The 18533-nt window shown below is 43.0% G+C and carries 21 protein-coding genes, 1 pseudogene and 1 other annotated feature; of the genes and pseudogenes, 13 read left to right on the forward strand and 9 right to left on the reverse strand.

Features of this window, described 5'->3' with window-relative positions:
* Positions 1 to 140: 140 nt before the first annotated feature.
* Both ACXHJ2_RS17840 and ACXHJ2_RS17845 read right to left on the reverse strand, forming a co-directional pair.
* Positions 141 to 395, reverse strand: coding sequence for an aspartyl-phosphate phosphatase Spo0E family protein (locus ACXHJ2_RS17840; protein ID WP_025678866.1), 255 nt, complete (start codon positions 393 to 395; stop codon positions 141 to 143).
* A gap of 226 nt (positions 396 to 621) precedes the next feature.
* Positions 622 to 2022: a helix-turn-helix domain-containing protein gene (locus tag ACXHJ2_RS17845; RefSeq protein WP_025678864.1), complete on the reverse strand. Its 1401-nt coding sequence runs from the start codon at positions 2020 to 2022 to the stop codon at positions 622 to 624.
* Between the two features lie 202 nt (positions 2023 to 2224).
* Here ACXHJ2_RS17845 and ACXHJ2_RS17850 point away from each other — a divergent pair, with 202 nt between their 5' ends.
* The 3 genes from ACXHJ2_RS17850 (at position 2225) to ACXHJ2_RS17860 (ending at position 4008) form a co-directional block, all read left to right on the forward strand.
* Positions 2225 to 2674 (forward strand): AbrB/MazE/SpoVT family DNA-binding domain-containing protein, encoded by a 450-nt coding sequence (locus tag ACXHJ2_RS17850; RefSeq protein ID WP_238791015.1) that lies wholly within the window; start codon positions 2225 to 2227, stop codon positions 2672 to 2674.
* Between the two features lie 246 nt (positions 2675 to 2920).
* Positions 2921 to 3427 (forward strand): DJ-1/PfpI family protein, encoded by a 507-nt coding sequence (locus tag ACXHJ2_RS17855; protein ID WP_165080346.1) that lies wholly within the window; start codon positions 2921 to 2923, stop codon positions 3425 to 3427.
* A gap of 86 nt (positions 3428 to 3513) precedes the next feature.
* Entirely contained in the window at positions 3514 to 4008 is a 495-nt protein-coding gene (locus tag ACXHJ2_RS17860; protein WP_165080344.1) for a hypothetical protein, read from the forward strand.
* Positions 4009 to 4058: 50 nt separating this feature from the next.
* Here the strand turns inward: ACXHJ2_RS17860 and ACXHJ2_RS17865 are convergent, their stop codons facing one another.
* Positions 4059 to 4553, reverse strand: coding sequence for a hypothetical protein (locus ACXHJ2_RS17865; protein WP_165080342.1), 495 nt, complete (start codon positions 4551 to 4553; stop codon positions 4059 to 4061).
* Between the two features lie 334 nt (positions 4554 to 4887).
* On the opposite strand from ACXHJ2_RS17865, the pseudogene ACXHJ2_RS17870 reads away from it, so the two are divergent.
* From ACXHJ2_RS17870 to ACXHJ2_RS17885, 4 genes and pseudogenes are all read left to right on the forward strand, one after another.
* Positions 4888 to 5372: pseudogene (locus ACXHJ2_RS17870) on the forward strand (glycoside hydrolase family 11 protein); the annotation flags it as partial.
* Positions 5373 to 5477: 105 nt separating this feature from the next.
* The gene (locus ACXHJ2_RS17875; protein WP_413985688.1) at positions 5478 to 6515 is read left to right on the forward strand and encodes a polysaccharide deacetylase family protein; all 1038 of its coding nucleotides are present in this window, start codon (positions 5478 to 5480) and stop codon (positions 6513 to 6515) included.
* Between the two features lie 178 nt (positions 6516 to 6693).
* Positions 6694 to 7629, forward strand: a complete 936-nt coding sequence (locus ACXHJ2_RS17880; RefSeq protein WP_165080340.1) for a hypothetical protein — start codon at positions 6694 to 6696, stop codon at positions 7627 to 7629.
* A 75-nt stretch (positions 7630 to 7704) separates the two neighbouring features.
* On the forward strand, positions 7705 to 7941 hold the full coding sequence (locus ACXHJ2_RS17885) for an NHLP leader peptide family RiPP precursor (protein ID WP_025678851.1): 237 nt from the start codon (positions 7705 to 7707) through the stop codon (positions 7939 to 7941).
* A 99-nt stretch (positions 7942 to 8040) separates the two neighbouring features.
* On the opposite strand, the gene ACXHJ2_RS17890 is transcribed toward ACXHJ2_RS17885, so the two are convergent.
* Complete coding sequence (locus tag ACXHJ2_RS17890) at positions 8041 to 9930, reverse strand: ATP-binding protein (protein ID WP_013369722.1); 1890 nt, start codon at positions 9928 to 9930, stop codon at positions 8041 to 8043.
* A gap of 132 nt (positions 9931 to 10062) precedes the next feature.
* Positions 10063 to 10350, reverse strand: coding sequence for a hypothetical protein (locus tag ACXHJ2_RS17895; protein ID WP_013369721.1), 288 nt, complete (start codon positions 10348 to 10350; stop codon positions 10063 to 10065).
* Between the two features lie 183 nt (positions 10351 to 10533).
* Here ACXHJ2_RS17895 and ACXHJ2_RS17900 point away from each other — a divergent pair, with 183 nt between their 5' ends.
* The 3 genes from ACXHJ2_RS17900 (at position 10534) to ACXHJ2_RS17910 (ending at position 12602) form a co-directional block, all read left to right on the forward strand.
* The gene (locus tag ACXHJ2_RS17900; RefSeq protein WP_013369720.1) at positions 10534 to 10794 is read left to right on the forward strand and encodes a hypothetical protein; all 261 of its coding nucleotides are present in this window, start codon (positions 10534 to 10536) and stop codon (positions 10792 to 10794) included.
* Positions 10795 to 10886: 92 nt separating this feature from the next.
* Positions 10887 to 11063, forward strand: coding sequence for a hypothetical protein (locus tag ACXHJ2_RS17905; protein WP_165080338.1), 177 nt, complete (start codon positions 10887 to 10889; stop codon positions 11061 to 11063).
* Between the two features lie 99 nt (positions 11064 to 11162).
* Positions 11163 to 11436: a binding site (T-box leader), on the forward strand.
* An 83-nt stretch (positions 11437 to 11519) separates the two neighbouring features.
* Positions 11520 to 12602 (forward strand): bifunctional 3-deoxy-7-phosphoheptulonate synthase/chorismate mutase, encoded by a 1083-nt coding sequence (locus ACXHJ2_RS17910; protein WP_013369718.1) that lies wholly within the window; start codon positions 11520 to 11522, stop codon positions 12600 to 12602.
* Positions 12603 to 12741: 139 nt separating this feature from the next.
* Here the strand turns inward: ACXHJ2_RS17910 and ACXHJ2_RS17915 are convergent, their stop codons facing one another.
* Complete coding sequence (locus ACXHJ2_RS17915; RefSeq protein ID WP_165080336.1) at positions 12742 to 13602, reverse strand: TrmB family transcriptional regulator; 861 nt, start codon at positions 13600 to 13602, stop codon at positions 12742 to 12744.
* Positions 13603 to 13757: 155 nt separating this feature from the next.
* Here ACXHJ2_RS17915 and ACXHJ2_RS17920 point away from each other — a divergent pair, with 155 nt between their 5' ends.
* Complete coding sequence (locus ACXHJ2_RS17920) at positions 13758 to 14660, forward strand: DMT family transporter (protein ID WP_165080334.1); 903 nt, start codon at positions 13758 to 13760, stop codon at positions 14658 to 14660.
* Between the two features lie 67 nt (positions 14661 to 14727).
* Here the strand turns inward: ACXHJ2_RS17920 and ACXHJ2_RS17925 are convergent, their stop codons facing one another.
* Positions 14728 to 14907 carry an aspartyl-phosphate phosphatase Spo0E family protein gene (locus ACXHJ2_RS17925; RefSeq protein ID WP_013369715.1) on the reverse strand — a complete coding sequence of 60 codons (180 nt, stop codon included), beginning with the start codon at positions 14905 to 14907 and terminating at the stop codon, positions 14728 to 14730.
* 87 nt (positions 14908 to 14994) lie between these two features.
* Entirely contained in the window at positions 14995 to 16227 is a 1233-nt protein-coding gene (locus ACXHJ2_RS17930; protein ID WP_165080332.1) for an MFS transporter, read from the reverse strand.
* 131 nt (positions 16228 to 16358) lie between these two features.
* Here ACXHJ2_RS17930 and ACXHJ2_RS17935 point away from each other — a divergent pair, with 131 nt between their 5' ends.
* Complete coding sequence (locus ACXHJ2_RS17935; protein WP_013369713.1) at positions 16359 to 16616, forward strand: YqkE family protein; 258 nt, start codon at positions 16359 to 16361, stop codon at positions 16614 to 16616.
* A gap of 330 nt (positions 16617 to 16946) precedes the next feature.
* Positions 16947 to 17624 (forward strand): peptidylprolyl isomerase, encoded by a 678-nt coding sequence (locus tag ACXHJ2_RS17940; protein ID WP_013369710.1) that lies wholly within the window; start codon positions 16947 to 16949, stop codon positions 17622 to 17624.
* A 217-nt stretch (positions 17625 to 17841) separates the two neighbouring features.
* Here the strand turns inward: ACXHJ2_RS17940 and ACXHJ2_RS17945 are convergent, their stop codons facing one another.
* Positions 17842 to 18513: an MgtC/SapB family protein gene (locus ACXHJ2_RS17945; RefSeq protein WP_025678842.1), complete on the reverse strand. Its 672-nt coding sequence runs from the start codon at positions 18511 to 18513 to the stop codon at positions 17842 to 17844.
* Positions 18514 to 18533 lie beyond the last annotated feature (20 nt).

Below are 18533 nucleotides of genomic sequence, written 5' to 3' on the forward strand. Positions count from 1 at the left end.
TCACGTATTGAGCTCTGCTTTTTTTTGTCTAAGCATGCTGAATCATGTCCGTAACTGATTAACATTTTATGACATGGATATGTATTTTATTTTAAAATAAGTCATTATATAGAATAATTATAAGCATTACGTGGGAGAAGTCACATTTTTGCATAAAAAGAATGGGGGGATAAACTGAACATACCATCGTCGTTGTTAAGGATCTGGTCCAAAACTGGGTGAGGCTGCTTCCTGGTCTGAAACATACGGTTGAACTGATTAATCAGTTCATCCAAAAGCATAGACTGCTCCAGTACACAAGCATGTCCTAAGCCATACTCTGCGTAAAGATCATGCATGTGTTGTCTGGCGTGTTCCATTTGTTGAATTAACGTTACCTTTTCATCCTTGTTCATCCTACATACCTCCTCATGAATTTCATTTTAAGAAGGGATGTACAAATATGTCAGGATCAATTTTGAAGCAAAAAATTACAAAATAATACAAAAAGAGACCAGCAATAAGCTGGCCAATGAAAAAAACAAAAAAATTGACTAAGCTGTGCCAATATGTCCTTGAACTTGGACTGTGTTAGCGCTTGGGATTTCAGTTGGAACTGGTAATCCAACTACCAGTAAAAAGCTAATTGTTGCCAAAATTAAAACTGTCTTCTTGATCATTTTTTTCCCACACCTCCTTATAAGCAGAATAAAATTGTGCCTGCATTTCAGGAGTAGCAAGCTCACTGAAACAGAAAAATAAGCCTGCACAATTGGAAATAAGTAGTGCGTGGTTAATTATACCAGCTTTTTTCAAAGCTTCTATTAAGCATTTAAACCCATAAAGGTATCTCCCTTTATATAGGTTGTATTTAGCTAACTTATACCAGAATCGTACAGTTTCTTCGAGTATGACTTGTTGCTCTGTTAATGTACTCGTATATTCTTGATCACGATAAACTGTAATTTGGGGTTCAAACTGCTGAAGAATATGATCAATATCGATGTTGTAACGATTAGCTACTTCTATGACATTTAAAAGTTCTGCAAATATATGTTGCTCTCCAGATATATGTTCAACGTAATCTGGCAGCACACTAATATCTCCAGACATAAGCTTATTAACACAGGTATTAATTTTTGCCCAATGCTCAAATTTTTCTAGCCAATGGAGTGTATCTGGATCATTTTCCTTCACCCAGCTTAGATCGGAATAACCACGAAGATGTGCTAATGCTTGTGCATGATCGCCTTTTGCATCACAAGCATTAGCACACATCAATTCGGCGTAGGCTATGTATACAAACAATGGTCTGCTTAGCTTTTTTCGTGGCTCTGTTCCTTTTCGCTTGGAATTGTGAACCAAATGATATTGAAGCTGTCCTAACTGACCCATCCGATGTGCAAATTCATACACCTTGTCCCACATGCTTAATGACCTATAGACATTCGCTAAATCTTTTAGAGCATCTAATTGCTCTATCTCGTCTAAGCGATCCACAAAGGGGGCAAATTCAATGGCAGCTTGAAGATTTACAGCCCGATCCTGTCCAACTTTGATTTGGAACAAGCGATACTGGCAGATTGCCAATCGCTCTGAATGCTGCTGCTTCTCACTTTCAGCTACCTTTTTGTATAAGTAAGCGGCTGCTTCGTTGTAACCGTCTTTGTATACATTTTCGGCGACTTCAAAGAGCGATGGCAGATAATTAGGGTTATCCAATAACAGAATGACAACTCGCTGCAAGCAGTCCAATCGCCCTAGCTCAATGCATCGGTACAGGAACGGACTGATTTTTTTCCAGTTGAGCGGACATTCCTCAATGCATTCTTCAATGTATCGTTCGTAAAAATAATCCGGTGGTAAATTCATTCCCGCAGTAATACTATCCAGTTGGTGAACAGACATAGACCGGTTGCCCGTCACAATACCACTAACTGTACCTACATTCAAATCGATCGTGTGACCAAATTCGGTCATGGTTAAGCCTTTTCGTTTCAGATAGGTTTGAACTTCTGCCTGTATCGTAGGTGTGATTTCCATGGATAAACCACCCTTTCAGCATCTTCATAGATTCCCATTTTCAATAATTCATATAGTTTTGAAACAAATAGTATAATTACTGTTTTTTCATTCATGATAATACCATCTTTTGGAACATTGATAAATACTTTTACTTTATAGATTTTTATATTTTTATTAGGAGATCATTGGATGATAGATTATTATGATAGGAGAAGGTCACTTGAAAAATACAGGTATGACACGTCCCTTGGACACGTTAGGCCGGATTGTTATTCCAAAGGAATTGCGAACCTCTATGGGTATTCAAGCTGGCGAGTCTTTAGAATTTTATTTGGATGTTGAAACCGGATTGTTAAGTATGCGGAAGTATATTGGAGTCTGCTGCCACTTATGCCATTCGGTCCAGGATTTAAGCTATTTCAGACATTCATTTTTATGTAAAAAATGTATACAAGATTTGAAGGGAAACATCGAGGATTGTCCAATACCTGCTCTTGCTGTTAAGGAAGCTGGAGATAGTGAGAAAAGCATAAAACGATCGTCTTCACAACATTTGGTTGAACATCTTAGAAGACTTATGCGTGAGTATCCAACAGCCCAGCAAGGCGAATATGCTGAATGGCTTGGCGTGTCACAAAGCCGTATTTCCCAGCTTAAAAAGCTATTATAGGTATCGCTTCACTCGCATCCCAGCAAAACTCAATAACCAGTCGCTGTTTATTTCAAGCGACTGGTTATTTTTTAACTTTGAATCCGTACTGACCAAAATTCAACAAATTAGATTCCAAAACTTCCAGATGATATTGCTATAAAATATGGATTTAAACTCTTTAAGATGATATATTCTGACTATATGTAAACTTCCTAAAAACGCTTTAACGGACTTAAAACAAAAAAATGGTTAGTGGGTGTATAAATGAAGTCACATGTTCTAATTTATGATGGGTATGTTAGTTTTGAAATTATGCTAGCAACCTATTTTATGAAAACCAAAGGGGACATTATTACGATTGGAGTAACCAAAGATCCTGTCATTTCCTATGAGGATTTTAAAGTTACGCCTTCGGTAGCCCTTGATGAAGTGTCTGCGGAGGACATTCAACTTCTGATTATACCTGGTGGAGATAACACTCAATTAAAGACAAACAAGCAACTTCTAGCTCTCATTAAAGCACTGAATAATGATCATAAAGTAATCGCGACCATTTGTTCTGCCACTGAACTATTGGAGCTAGCAGATATATCTTCTAAAAACCATGTGAGTCATCCATCGGGTCTGGAGATACACAAGAATATCATATCTGCTAAACCCAATAAGTATGTAGATTTTGCAATCGAAATAGGCAAGGTCATGAACATTTATACGGATGATGAAGATTTTAATGAAACCATCGATTTTTTTAAGCTCTTTAAAGATAGCTGATTCTCCTCACAACAATCACTTTATGCATGGTGGCATTTGGGATATTATTAATAAATAAATTTACATACATAAAAGGGGTAATTAGAATGAAGGACAAATTAAAGGGGCTATTCGTGGGCTTAACCGTGGGTATGATGATTACGGGCGCAACCGCAATGGCTGCATCTGGAACAAGTGTAAATGCTGTTGTGAAAAAGTTTGATGTATTTTTAGAGGGTACAAAAAAAGATACTGCCGAGGGCTTGATTTACAATGGAAACACGTACATCTCTGTTAAGGATATTGGAACTGCCGAAAGCAGACCAATCAGCATCAAGGGTAATAAACTGTATTTAGGGAAACAGCAAAATATTATTACAGAAAATCAAGCACTCGATATTCTTTTGGATAAAATAAAAAACGAAGCTACTAAATATAATTTACACGTAATGGTTGAAGGGATCGAAGGAACAAAATACTCTTTAAGAGCTTACGAAGATTTTCCTGATCACATTTCAACTTATGGATTCTATTATGTAGATAAATACACTGGTAAAGTAACTAAATATGACATCGTAAATGATAAGGAAGTTGAAATATAAGGATGGGTTCTCCCCATCCTTTTTTATTGTAAAACGATCCTACTCCCAGACTATCGCTTCAATTGAGCTTCATTCGAAGTTCCAGATTTACGGTCGAATGTAATCGGGCCTTTACGGTTCACAAGCCTTTTCAAATCCACGGTCATTTCGTTCTTCAATTTATCAATGAGCTGATCCTCTTGAATTCCTTTGCTTTTAGCAACCTCGGCCAACGATTTCCCCTGTCCCAGCTCTTTCTCTAACTGGACAGGAGTGATGCCCAGCAGCCTAGCTACTTTCTCGTTGAGATGGTGATTCAAGCCGCCAGGCCTTTTGCCATGTCTATGTCTGTGCACATGTCTATGTCTGTGCACATGTCCGTGCCCGTGATCGTCCTGTGGTTCAACATTCCACTGTTGGGCTTCCCCTTGGACTGAATTATTGGGAGTGCGAGCTTGCAACGAATGCTCTGATTCCATACTGGATGCTCCTGCGGCACTTGTAGCACCAAACATCATTACTCCTCCATATAGGATAGCAGCGGTCAATTTCCATTGTTTTTTCATGTTGTGGACCCTCCTTTCACCCTTTTTCATCTATATTTTCTCTTTCAGCTTTTTTTATTCGTATTTCGCCTGTTAAGTAACCATAAGACGGGAAAAAGAGCCCATGAGCATTGCTATCACAATTACACCCAACCTTCGATCTTCACGCGCTCCTTGAGAACCCTATCGTGTAGAGTGAGCAAAAATAAACAACTAAACTTTCTACAATATAACTTGAAGTTTTTCAGGTTAAATATGAAGGGTAACATGATAATATTAATTTGTAATCGATTACAACTATATTTTTTGGAAATAAATGTTGTATCAAGCTACTACAGAATGCATTGCATCACAGTCAGCATTATTCCGTAAAGGCAAGAAATTCGACGAAACCAAGACACACCAGCAAATCGGAAATATTTCTGTAAACTACAGCGCCAACTACCAACCAAATGGTAATTCTTATTTATGCGTCTATGGATGGGCAGTTGACCCGCTCGTAGAATATTACATCGTCGATAGCTGGGGAAGCTGGCGTCCACCTGGTGCAACACCAAAGGGCACCTTTACCGTTGACGGGGGAACATATGATATTTATGAAACCACTCGGGTTAACCAGCCTTCTATAAAGGAGACATTACAACTTTTCAACAGTATTGGAGTGTCCGGACATCCAAACGCACAAGTGGAACCATATCGGTCAGCGAGCACTTCAAAAAGTGGGAAAGCATGGGCATGAAAATGGGCATGATGTATGAAACTTCACTTACTGTAGAGGGATACCAAAGCAGCGGCAGTGCCAATGTAACTAATAATACCATTACGATTAACGACAGATAATCCTAAGGGCGGAACGACTCTAAAATCAACTAACCTTACTGTTTATTAAAATTGTTAGGAGGAAGAACCTTGTCTATAGCTAAATTAGGAAAATGGACGGCGATTATGTCAATCACCGTGTCTTTATTCACAGGGTCGCTGGTAATCTCCAACAATCAGGCGCATGCGGCTGATTGCTCGAACGGTTATGTAGCGTTAACCTTTGACGATGGCCCCAATCCCTCTAATACCAGAGCACTGCTTAGTGCCCTGAAGCAAAACGGATTACGCGCAACGCTCTTTAATCTTGGACAAAACGCGCAAAATAATTCTTCGCTCGTACGTGAACAACAAGCAGCAGGCATGTGGATCGGTAACCATTCATGGTCACATCCGCATATGACGCAACTGAGCGCATCACAGATGTCATCGGAAATTACACGCACACAGCAAACAATACAGTCTATTACTGGCACGGCACCAAAGTTGTTCCGTCCTCCGTATGGCGAGACCAATGGAACCCTCAGATCCATTGAGAACCAAAACGGTCTTACCGAAGTGTTATGGAACGTTGACTCCCAGGACTGGAACGGCGCCTCCACCGCACAGATCGTAGCTGCCGCAAGCAGACTTAAAAACGGCGATGTGATCCTTATGCATGATCAGTATCAGACTACACTCCAAGCGATCCCACAAATCGCACAGAATCTCAAAAACCGCAACCTTTGCTCTGGTATGATCTCTCCAAGCAATGGCCGGGCGGTAGCGCCTGACGGCAAAAACAACGAAACACCGCCAAACACGAGCACAAAAATCGAAGCAGTAAATATGACGAAGAGCGGTCAGTACACTTCAAATATCAGCTCGCCGTTCAACGGAGTGGCTTTATACACGAACAATGATTCGGTGAAATTCACACAGAATTTCACCAGCGGTACCCATAGTTTTTCACTCCGGGGTGCTTCAAATAATTCCAACATGGCCAAAGTTGACTTGAAAATTGGTGGACAAACGAAGGGTACCTTCTACTTCGGCGGGAGCAGTCCTGCGGTCTATACTTTAAAAAATGTCAACCATGGCACCGGAAATCAAAAGATTGAGCTTGTTGTAACAGCCGATGATGGGACATGGGATGCTTATCTTGACTATTTGGAGATCATCTAATTTTAAAAAAACAAAATCCCGGCGGGATCTTCCCGACCGGGATTTTTGTTGATATCTTTTTCACATAACTCTCAATGTAAAAATAACATAATATTGCAATATCGCAATCTCTTATATAATGGCGGGTAACAACTAGAAGTCGCTACAAAAACATTCATAAGAGATGCGGGTGGTAGCCATGGAATGGTATTTTGCATACAAAGAAGAATTGGAAAAGGTATTCCGCCAAGCGGAGGAACGGACGGCGGCATTACCGGTTCCCTTTCAGCAAGAGGGGTTAGACTACCTGGCGCGGTTTAATCCGTTGCGGGAAGACAGTACGCGTAATTACATATGCTATTTGCTTCCATTTTGGCTGCAGGAACTGACCGGACTGTCTCCCGAAACATGTCGCAAGCTGTCACTCGGCAACGTGTTCGTCATGGCTCATTATTTAATTCAAGACGACGTGATGGACACAACAGTAGACAACCGCAAAACGCAACTTGCCTTAAGTCAGCTTTTCTATACCGAGTGTCTAAACATTTATCAGGAGCTTTTTCCGGCAACCTCTCCTTTTTGGTCATATGCCCGGACGTATGTGGACGAATGGGCCGTTAGTGTGATATCCGAAGGAACAGAGGACTATTTTCAAGGTGAAAGAAATAAGGTCGCACTAAAAGCCAGCCCATTAAAAATGGCCGGGACGGGTGCCTTATTGCTCGCAGGTCATGCCGATCTGATCCAGACTGTTACCCATATGACAGATTTGAGCTTGCTCGTGCTCCAAATGTCGGATGATTGGGCAGATTGGTCAGAAGACTTGGTGGAACATAGCTATAACTGCCTATTGTCCCATATCAGCGCCGAACAAAAGACGGCGTACTGTGAAGGACTAGGACCACAACAAATTCAGGAAGCGATTTATGTACGCGGGGCGCTCGCCAGCTATGTGGACATTGCGAATCAAGCAGTCCAGGAGCTAGAGACGATGGAGCCTTCCATCCACGGTCTGCATAGGTTCGCACATTCCATCGCAACAGAGCTCAGCGAAGAGGCAGCAGAAATTGAAGGCGGACGCTCACATTTGCGAAGAGGCGGGCTTGATTATTGGCTCTCCAAAAATATGAAATAATGCTAGATTTTTCTGAGTCTTACGTGGTATACTGACTAGGTAATTATAACCAATTGAATGAGAGGGTGATTTTTGATGGCTACTGAAGTTCTTCAAACACAAGTCATTCAAAAAGCTTGGGAGGATGCCAGTTTCAGAGAGAAACTGATGGCAGATCCCAAATCTGCAATTCGTGATGTGTTAGGAGTCGTGATCCCCGATCATATCCAAATCAAAACGGTAGAGGAAACGTCTGATCAATTTTATCTGGTTATCCCTCCAAACCCTTCAGGCGTGCTCGCTGCATCCCAGAAACCTCGCGCGATGTGGTAGATTGGTTCTTGTAGCTTATTTAATCTATACTTTTTAATCTCAAGCGGGTGGGCTCAGCAAGCTTCCCTCCGTTTTCTCCGAACGCAAAAAAGCCGGATGTTATCCGGCTACGGGGAAGCGGATGGTCGCTTCTGTTCCCACCCCTTTTGCACTTGTAAAAGATATTTTACCATTCATCGTTTCAATAATCCGAAAGGTCACCATCATCCCCAAACCCGTGCCTTTAGTCTTATTCGAAAAATAAGGCTCACCTAGTCTGGATAAGGTCTGAGCATCCATCCCTTCACCATTATCCCGAATATGAATGACTGCTTCTCCATTGTCCACATAAGCCCATATATGAATATGTCCCTGTTCTCGCAACGCTTCAATACTGTTTTTGATAATATTGATAAATGCCTGCTTGAATTTGGAGGAATTCCCGCGCACTTTGATTTCCTGGGGAATATCCAGCGAAATTTTACCACCTTGCAGATTTGCCATTGGACTGATAATTCCTTCTATATGTTTGAACTCATCCAATATGGTCAACGTTTTGGTATGGTCAAACTCCGGTTTGGCGAAAGTCAGAAAATCAGTAATAATCGCGGACGCTCGATCCAACTCCTCCAGAGCGATATGCAGATAGTCTTTGTTCTTACCATCCTCCTGCTTGCTCATCAACTGAAGAAATCCACGTGTAACCTGAAGCGGATTGCGTACCTCATGAGCTACAGATGCAGCCAAATCGCTAATAATCTCCATTTTCTCTGAACGTTGAAGCTCATTATTGAACATCTCCAGTTCTCTGGAATACCGAACCACCTGCTTGTGCTTTTCCGCCAGCCTTCTGCCCAAGATCGCAATCAATGCCAGGACAAAACCGAACACGCCCCATTTCCATAAAAACATATTGTAGTGTCCGTCCCGGATAAAGAACCAGCTGAGTTCTGCGATCGTGATGACTGCAAAAAATGCAAAGCCTGTCGATAAAATGATCGCTTCGTGGTCTCCCTTAAGCGCCATGCGAATCGAAGCAAATACCAAAAGTACCATCAAAGCTACAAGCAATATACCGAGGACGATGACACTGAAGAAATAATATACATCGTTGAGTCGCTCCTGTGCTCCTAAATTCACAATCATGATGATGAAGCAGAACAAAGAGTAGGCGGTTAACAATTTTCTGAATTTCCGAATCAGTAAAATTGAATTGATATTTTGCTCAAAAAAGAAGGCTAATGAAGGCAACAGAATAAATAGCGCCACATCAAAAAGTTGTAAATACAGCTTGCCATAGCCGCGATAGAACGTATATAAAAACGGTGAATACGTTACAATCATCAGACCGATCGACAATACAATCGCGCTTAGGGACAGCCACATGGCCATACTTGGACGGAACAGGAAAAACGAGCAGATCAATAGCACCAGGGCGATAAAGATAAATGTACTGCCCAGTACAATATCCAAGACATCCATTCTGACCAAGTTTCCCAACAAGTCACGATAATCACCAGTCATCACATTTCCGATAATGCCCAGTCTATTTTTACTGCTTTCCGTCCATATGTATAATGTTTTACCACTGTCTTCTGGCTTCAGCGGAATCAGAATACGATTATTCTCATAATTATAGCCACGGTACGATTCATAAAAATTGGTGCCATCCTTATACAGTGTAATGTGCCTGCCATAAATATTTTCAAAAAGCACCGCTGGTGTTTCATCATTTAACGAAGGTAGCTTAATACGAATCCAGGCGGTGCCTCTATTGCCCGGCTGCTTGAGCAGCTGTGTATCATCTTCAATATGCATCCAGACCTTACTGTGATCAGTTACCTCATCTAAAGAGCCATCCTCGTCTTCTGCTCCCCATCTCATATCCCAGGAGGGTATCTTATACTCCCTTTCCGGGGTCATTTTGGCCGCATAGCCGATGTGGTCCAGCGACAATAGTATCACAATGACCGCTAGCAGAGCGGCGACAGCTTTGGGCACATGCCTCATATTAAGCACCTCAAAGTTACGTAGTAGGATTTACAAATTTGTATATGTTTTAACATTTTTATCTTCCTGAAACTATATTATTCTATACGATGATGTTCATACCTTCTTCAAAATAAGGGTATCATGTTCTTTTTAATCATTATTTGTAAAATCTTCATATTGGTTAATGATCATTTCCTGTTCGCGTTGCTCCATCTGCTCTCTAAGCCCTATCCAAGGTTCACATTCTTCATCCTCATAGATCGTCCAAATATCGGAGAATAAATAATCGCGTATTTCTACTATTTTTCCGGCCTGTCCGCCGTCTGTCCAGTATAAACCATCCGGACGCCGAATAACGGTACGCGAATAGCCTGGAGTAGATGCCTTTTGACCTACTCGGATCCGGCTAATCATCGGACCAAACATGTACCATTCCAATTCATATCCCTCCAACTCCTCTTTATCATATCACAGCAGTTACCAAAAAAACGCTTATTGGGAAAGAGCATATCCCTATTCGCATGATTTTAACTTTTTACAGACACACTAACTCTAAGTTTAGCCGTTCTGCGGTTTGGGTAAGGTCGAAATAAGCAACAAAAAGCAAAGGAGCTGAGTTAGATGGCAAATCGCGACAATCAAAAGACTGAGCTACAGGATCATGATTTTGAGCCTTCCCTGCAAAATGCAGAAACAAACTGGGAGAATCTGATCGAGGGGCCTGATACTCCTCTGGAGGACGTACCTGATGCCGATGAACTGACACCGAACAGTCCTGTTGATCCCTCTGCGCCTGCTGAATTCCTGCATGGTACAGATTTGCTGAACGGTACCGATGGGGATGAAGAAGAGCAACTGGACAGTGACGATATTCTGGATTAATTACTGCATGTTATAGGAGATAAGAAAGCGGTTTCTCATCTTGCTATGCGGGTAATGAAGTGTATATACCGAAAGGAGTTGACTAATCTCCTATGTATAAAGATCCGATGTCTCAAGCTGATATGGAGTACAAACGCTATAAAACCTTGAATCCTGTAGAAGAGGATGACCGCAGGACTGCGGACAAGACTCATACGGACGATGGCATAGAAGATAACCCACGAGGAGTCGCATCAGCGAAGCCCGAACCCAGAGATCAAGCAAGATGATAGCACAGATAGGGAATGCAAAAACTAGAATCGGAAATCAGGGCTTGCCTTCTGCATCCACTTTGTTTAAAATAAGGTCAAATCTTTTGAATACCATGAACAAAGACATAGACGGAGACAAGTAAGCGTCATTGGATTCCCACAGAAAGGTACGTATTGCTGAGAGCGTACCGCAATCCCGCGTTGAAATTCACTCCCGAGTCGAGCCTTGAACCGACGACAGAAGGATTCATTCCTTTGACCGCAGTAGAGGTTTCCGGAAGCCCCCGTTACGGGCATCAAGCTCAGAGGTTACTGCCGTCGATTGAATGACGTTGACGACTTGCATGTATACTTCTGTAATTAGGGTGGTACCACGGCATTCGTCCCTTGCGACGAGTGCCTTTTTGTGTTATTTTCTGCAAAAGTCTATGGGCTGAAAGAAAAACAATTTTTAAATCGGGAAGGGTGTACTGTATGTCAACCAATGAAAATTCTTTGGAGCTGTTGCGGGAACAGCTCGATGCTACAAACTTGCAATTGCTGGAGCTGCTGTCCCAACGCGCTGAACTGGCAGGACAGCTAGGAAAATTGAAAGAAGCTCAAGGAGTACCTGACTTTGATCCAGTGCGTGAGCAACAAATGCTGGACAAGCTGATCGCAGCTAATCGCGGACCTTTCGACGATGCTACGATTCGCCAGCTATTCAAAAATATTTTCAAGGCTTCTCTGAACTATCAAAAAGAAGAACACAAAAAACATCTGATTGTCAGCCGCAAAAATCAGCCGGATAGCACGGTTATCAAGGTTAAAGATACACTGGTGGGCGGCAAAGCCTCCATCATGGTTGCAGGTCCTTGCTCGGTGGAAAGCTACCAACAAACTCGCGAGGTAGGTGCGGCCCTCAAGGAAGCCGGTGTGCCGATTCTGCGTGGTGGCGCGTTCAAACCGCGTACATCTCCGTATGATTTCCAAGGGCTGGGTATTGAAGGCCTGCAAATTCTCAAACGCGTTGGCGACGAGTTCGGGCTGGCTACAATCAGTGAGATCGTCGATCCAAGACATTTGGAGGAAGCCATCCCATACATCGATATCATTCAAATTGGCGCGCGCAACATGCACAACTTTGAATTGCTTAAAGCTGCGGGTGAAACCAGAACTCCGGTTCTGCTCAAACGCGGATTGGCTGCCACAATGGAAGAGTTCCTTCATGCTGCTGAATACATCGTTTCCCGTGGCAATACACAAGTCATGCTGATTGAACGCGGTATTCGTACGTATGAAAAATGGACACGTAACACGCTGGATATTTCCGCTGTTCCGATTTTGAAAAAGGAAAGCCATCTGCCTGTACTGGTGGACGTAACTCACTCTACAGGACGTAAGGACATCCTGGCTCCTTGTGCCAAGGCTGCCCTGGCAGCTGGTGCCGACGGCATCATGGTAGAAGTTCACCCGAACCCGGCAGTCGCTTTGTCCGACGCTCAGCAACAGCTAAACATACCTGAGTTCCACAACTTCCTGTCTGAAGTCAAAGAATCCGGTTTATTCAAAGCGTAAAATCAATTTTATGCCTAAAACCTTCAATAAAAAGAATGCCATAGTGGTTATCATCCTAAACACAGCATTCAATAAATTAGGCTCATGGAAAATACTCCATGGGCCTTTTTATTTTTGCATATCGGACCTCAAACAATCTCTATACACGTTTAATGCTCTTTTCAGTCAAAGGAACATAATATCCTTTTCCATTCGGGCCCATAGCAAATTTATTGCGAAGATGGATTAGATTAGGGCCAAATTTTGCCTCCAATTCTTCACGGAACTCATATAGGATTTCCATGATATAAATATCATGAATAATCACTTCCGTAATCGGCATTACAAGGCCCGGGTGTAGCGTCCATGCAGCACGGCTGTCATCACCAAGTGAAAGTATGCCAGCTACAACCTCCCGGTCATCCACACTAAGCACAATCCACCGACCACCGATTTCGGATGTAATCTCCTCACTCATATCATGGCGGTAAACAGTAGCAAAATCAAAGTTAAGATCACCATATGCTACAATGATCACCTCAATTCCTTGCTGAGCAGCTTGCTTTAAGGCATCCCGGAACACCTCGGCATCCTCTTTCCAAATTTCCAGTAAAATTCGGTGTTTTGCTCCCTTCACACCTTCGTTGATGCGATTGATAATGGCTTCATAACCCGAAATATTCCAAATATTCTCTCTATTTTGAAACGATGCTGTGTACTGCTCCAAACTCTCTTGCGCCACATTAAAAATCTGTTCTGCTTTGCGTTTTCTCTGGGCAATCAATTCATGTGGAGGAAGCGGCACATACAGAGGTGTATTTTCTTGACTTACCATGATGTCCCCACGGTTGACCATCCCCGACAAAACCTCATAAATTTTCGATCTCGGTACTCCAGAGTTCAATGAAACGGCATATCCCGAAAGTGGAGAGCTTTCCAATAAGGTCACATAAGCCTTGGCTTCATATTCACTAAAATTCAAATCACGTAGAATTTCTAATATGTTTGGTTTTGATTTCATGACGTCTTCTCCTCAATTCATGTTCTTCCTTACTATATCACTTCCCCTTGACAAAAACTGATATACAAATTATCTTTTTAGTAGTATTTTCATAGTAGTGACTATAGTAGCTACTATGATACTTTCATAGGGGATGAACTCAGGGAGGATACAACTTGAACAAAGTCATAGCTCATCACAGCGAAAGCAACCGGATTTACTATACTTCTACGATTCTAGCCCTATTGATCTGGAGCACATCGTTTATTGCCACCAAAGCAGCCTATACGACGTTCCCTCCTCTTACCTTGGGTCTATCCAGATTTATCATAGCTTCCATCGTACTAGGTATCGTTTTGCTAATCAAAAAAGAACATGTCAAAGTAAAGCCAAAGGATTTGGCTACGATTTCGTTTAGTGGGGTTCTTGGAATCACTCTTTATTTCTCAATGGAGAATATAGGGGTTAGCCTGACAACCGCTTCCAACGCAGCATTAATTGTCGCATCGTATCCGGCAATTACATCGCTGCTTGAATTTATTTTGTATAAAGTCAAATTATCCAAATTTAAAATCTGCGGCATAGCACTGGCCATGATCGGGGTATATTTCTTAACCTCAGTTGGCGAAAGCTCGGATGGTAAGAATCAACTCATCGGAAATTTAATATTGATTGGAACCGGATTTGCGTGGGCGTTTTACACTTTCATGACGCGCAAGGTTGTGGACAAATATCCGCCGGTGACGTTATCTTTTTATCAAACCGTTGCAGGTAGTATCTTTTTCATACCGTTAGCCTTATTGGAAAAGGATAGTTGGCAGGCTCCGACAACGGGATCATTTATGTTGCTCATGTATCTGGGTGTGTTCTGCTCTGTTATCGCATTTTTGCTTTATAATTACGGATTAATCAAGCTGTCACCGAGCAGTTCCGTTTCTTTAATGAACTTGGTTCCGATATTTGGGGTGTTGTTCTCTGTCTTACTATTGCACGAAACGATTACATGGCGCCAAATCATTGGCGGTTTGGTCGTTATTCTAGGGGTCTTGATGAGTGCACACCAAACAAGCCGTACCTAAAGATATTGCAGTCCTACAATACTAGGGCGAGTGGCCTTTCTAAAAGTTCTCGCCCAGTCGGCTATATCTAGGCAGTCGGCTTTTTTTCTTTTATATAAAAAAGGTGGTTATATTGATTGATGAGGTTATCCATAATTACAGACTGTTTGAGCACACTAGCATGATTAAAACCATGTTTTGCTTGCAAAATATACAGCTTTTGACGAGCATTCTCAAGCTGTTGACGCAAAATGTCGTCTCTTATCATAATATATCCCTCCCTGTCATATGATCAGTGTAAAGGGTTATGAATAATATACTAAAAATAAGGGTTTGGGATAATTATCTAATTGGCCTAACCGGCAGAATGAATATTCTGCTCCGTAGCGTTATTTTTGGCTGAAACCGGGAAAACGTTTTTTCCCTTCGCCCATAGCAACAACGCTGCAACCAGCAAGATGCCACCGTTTAATACGAAGATCCAGCGAATGGGCATCCAGCTACCAAGCATGCCGCCAATCAGCGGTCCCGCCATCGTCGCGAGCTGGGTAGCTGATTGATTCAGGCTAAAGGCTCGTCCGCGAAACTCCGGCTTGGTGACTTCCACAGTCATTGCATTGATCGCCGGCATGACAGACGCATAAAACAATCCATATCCAAACCGAAGCGCACCAAAACCAATAAAGTTGGTTACAAAAAACTGCAAGATGTTCCCGATTCCCGAACCGATCAGTCCAATCAGCAGCACTTGGGCAAAGCCGATTTCCCCTCCAATCCGGCCCCATCGGGGAGCCATCAGCACCGCCGCAATGCCTACAGCTGAGAATACAATCCCGGAACTTAAAGACGCATGGCTGCGATCCACACCCATTTCAAGCACATACACCGTAATTAACGGTTCCAAGATCATGACGGAAAAGGTACTTAATCCAGCCAGAATAAGCAAAAAGTACAACGGACGATTAGCAATAGCCTCTTTGATATCATCACGAACATGCGAGCGGGTACTGGTGCCCTTGAAGCTATCCTCTCTAGCGCCAAACGTCGCGATGAACGCAGATACCAATACAAGTGCCGCAGAGAAATAAAAGGCATTCCGATTGCCATAATAATGGCTCACCACACCGCCAATCAGCGGCCCTATAATGCTGCCCGTCGCTGCAGCAGTCGCCATAATGCCAAGGGCGTAGCCCGTTTTTTCTTCAGGCGAGCCCGTCCCGACCAGCGCAATCGCCGCAGGAATAAATCCGGAGAGGAGTCCTTGAAACAAGCGAACTCCTACAAATACATATGGGTCTGTCACCAAAGCACATACCAGATACAATACAGCCAGGCTGAAGCCTGATCGAATCAACATCGGCTTACGCCCATACTTATCTGCCAGCGAACCCCAAAACGGAGCAATCAACGCGCTCGCTAAAAAAGTAACTCCAAAGGCAATCCCCGACCATAGTTCCAGGTGATCGTTAACACCCAATTCCGTATTCAGAAAAATAGGTAAAAACGGAATCGACACGGAATAGGCCATGCTGCAAAACAATACTCCGATCCACAAAACAATCAGGTTTCGCTTCCAATATAGATGCATGCTGCCACACGTCCCTTCTGTTCATTCCATTATTACCCTCTAAATTAGAAAAGTCTACCGTAGACCTTAGCCTTTCATCGTGGAACAACCACGAAGAAGCTGATATAATCGAATGGAATGGAGATGATGACATGGCTAAAAAGAGAAATTCGTCTTTCGCTGCTCCTGCGGCTCAGGACAAACCTGCTACGTTAAAGGATCTGTTGAGTCAGGACGTGCTGAACAAGCTTAAGGCTCAAGCCAATGAAGCGCAAGCAGAACAGGACAAGCGTAAAGAAGACGAACGGCAACGTGCCCTCGAAGCAAAAAAAGCTGAACAAAAGAAGCTGGACAACAACTTTGAACACCTGTTGAATAACAGCGATTTGGACTGGCACAAATATAAATAAGCCAAAACCATTGCGGTTTTGGCCTATCTTTACACTTTATGTTATAGCCAGTCACGAATATGTTGTACTGAATACAGCACCCCTACCCAAACCGGCAGACTGAACGCCATACCCCATATGAGACCTTTAGCCAGTTTTTTGTCTACCTCCATCATGATCCTGCCCCTTTCCTTGGGAATAGCAGCAGTATGGGTCAAGAATACGGCTTTCAAACCCGTATTTCCTTATCCCCAGCAAAAAAGGTATGATAGTAAATGGAAAAGTGTTCTGCGCTGTCCCCAAACTATAAATTAGGATGTTACACCATCCAACCTTTCAGGAGGAATATTAATGAACCGAAAATCGATACGCCCATGGTACACATTGTGCCTGCTAGCCATCATGCTCGTGCTGGTTGCCGGATGTGGCACAAAAGCGGCCGATGTGGAAGCCGCAAGCCGGACAAGCACTACAACGCCCGCTGCAACTAAAGACAAAAGCAAGACTGTTTCACATCCAGTTGTCACGATTGTCATGAACGATGGCAAGAAAATCAAGCTTGAGCTGTATCCGGAAGTAGCACCGAACACGGTTAACAATTTCATCTCCTTGGTGCAAAAGGGAGCTTATAACGGTACCATTTTCCACCGCGTCATCCCAGGCTTTATGATTCAGGGTGGTGATCCGCAAGGTAACGGTACAGGCGGCCCCGGCTACAGTATCAAAGGGGAATTCAAGAGCAACGGCGTTAACAATACACTCAAACATACACGTGGCGTATTATCCATGGCCCGCTCGGCGGACCTGGATTCGGCCGGATCGCAATTTTTTATCATGGTTGCCGATGCGGACTACCTCGACGGTCAATATGCCGCTTTCGGTAAAGTAACGTCCGGAATGGACGTGGTCGACGCTATCGTCAACTCCAAACGGGATAGCAATGACAAACCTACCAAACCAGCTACAATGAAAAAAGTTACTGTAGATACGCTGGGTAAAAAATATCCAGAACCCGTCAAAGTAAAATAACCTGTTTTTCAAAACGGGATAACAGCAACGACCTTGTGCATACGCATGAGGTCGTTGTTGCTTATCCCCTGATGCTTTCTAAGCTGCTGACTCTGTGATGTAGTAAGAGTATATACACAAAAGGAAGCGTTTTCAATCATTATTTTTAAAGTATTTTACTGTTAAATGAGTCTGTCAGCGTTCGACAAAAAAGATACTAAATGAGCCGTAAAGTCGTCTAATTGGATTTGGTCTCGACTGAACGGATACCTTCCATCTCTTGCAGCAGTGACAACAATTCCTCCACTCCCTCTGACCGGGACAGCTTTAGAAGCATATGAACCATCAACTGCTCACCGTTATTGATACGCTCGGCGTGAAAGCTGTGAATGGTCAGCTTTTTGTTCTCCAGCAGTTCTTTAATTTGATTCAGTACACCCGGCTCATTTTCAACTTGAACAACCACTTGCCGTGTGGACGGGGTAGCCATCTGATAAAAACGACTATGGAGCAAGGACTGAGCCGCCAAAATAAACAGCGTTACACCCGCGCCAAGCCCATACATTCCTGCACCGACAGCAATACCAATGCCAGCTGTAGTCCAGATGCCCGCAGCGGTGGTAAGCCCTTTGATTCTATTTTTTTGTGTAAAAATCATTCCTGCGCCGATAAAGCCGACTCCACTTATAACCTGCGCTGCTATTCTGGAAGGGTCCAGCGACAGGTTAGACCATACAGTCTGATCCTGAAAACCATATTTGGATACCACCATCATAAGCGACGCCCCGATCCCGACAATGAAATGCGTGCGAATGCCAGCCTCCTTCATTCGACTTTTACGTTCATAGCCGATTAATGCGCCGCACAATCCGGCAAACATGACCCGAATCAGGTAATCCCAATCCCACATACCTTTTTCACTCCACTATT

The organism is Paenibacillus sp. ALE3 (assembly GCF_054113405.1).